The sequence below is a fragment of the Synechococcus lacustris str. Tous genome, assembly GCF_003011125.1.
Taxonomy (GTDB): Bacteria; Cyanobacteriota; Cyanobacteriia; order PCC-6307; family Cyanobiaceae; genus Synechococcus_D; species Synechococcus_D lacustris.
This window is the reverse complement of the sequence record NZ_PXVC01000254.1, coordinates 1-818: the sequence shown is the minus strand read 5'-3', so window position 1 is coordinate 818 and position 818 is coordinate 1. Positions and strand designations below refer to the sequence as shown.

At 64.2% G+C, this 818-nt stretch carries 1 protein-coding gene and 1 pseudogene; both read left to right on the top strand.

Annotated features, from left to right (window positions below; translation table 11 throughout):
* The first annotated feature begins 146 nt into the window (after window positions 1–146).
* A complete protein-coding gene (locus tag C7K08_RS14725; RefSeq protein WP_106501199.1) occupies window positions 147–635 on the top strand; it encodes a Fic family protein in 489 nt (162 codons plus the stop codon).
* Window positions 632–818 (top strand): annotated as a pseudogene (locus C7K08_RS14720) (Fic family protein); the annotation flags it as partial. The gene C7K08_RS14725 and the pseudogene C7K08_RS14720, both read left to right, overlap by 4 nt.

Sequence of the window (818 nt, the reverse complement as noted above, 5' to 3'; positions counted from 1 at the left end):
GTTGCAGAGGGGCTGATTAGGCCCGAGTACTGGCGCCCTGCTGAATTCAGCGAGGCACGGTCACAACTTCTAGCCATCTCCTAATTTGGGTGAAGTTAGGAGTTTATTGGGAGTTGCCAACCCGTCTGCCCCGCAGGCCTCCGCCGATGGAGGAATTGCTCGCCCAAGGCGGCGGGCTGCAGGAGGCCATGGCCGTGCTTGCCCAACTGGCAGTGGCCACGCCAGGGGATCGCTATCTCCACTGGGATGAATTGCGTCATCGTCCGCCGCCGCAAGGGCTCAGTCATGAGCAGTGGTGGCTCGCCGAGAAGCTTGCTCGCCGGGGCACAAGCATTCCGTTGCCTCTGCTGAGCAGCGACGGCGGTCCCTTCTGGCTCTGCCAACCGCCGATGCTGCTCAAGGGCCTTCATGAGATCGACATGAAGGCCGGCGCCAGCGTGATGGCCCCGGAAGCCGTCACCACTTCCTCCACTCGAGATCGCTACCTGCTGAGCTCGCTGATGGAGGAGGCGATCACCTCCTCCCAGATGGAGGGTGCGGCGACGACGCGGGATGTGGCCAAGGCCATGATCCGCAGCCGCCGTGCGCCCCGGGATCGCTCCGAGCAGATGATCCTCAACACTACCGGACAATGAAGCGCATCCGGGAGCTCAAGGATCAGCCATTGACCCCGCAGCTGGTGCTGGATCTCCACCGGCTGGTGAGCCAGGACACGCTGGATGATCCGGCTGACGCCGGCCGGCTGCGCCCTCCTGGCAAGGAAGTGGTTGTGGACGACGCCTACGGAACGGTGTTCCACGTGCCACCTGCTGCCGGCG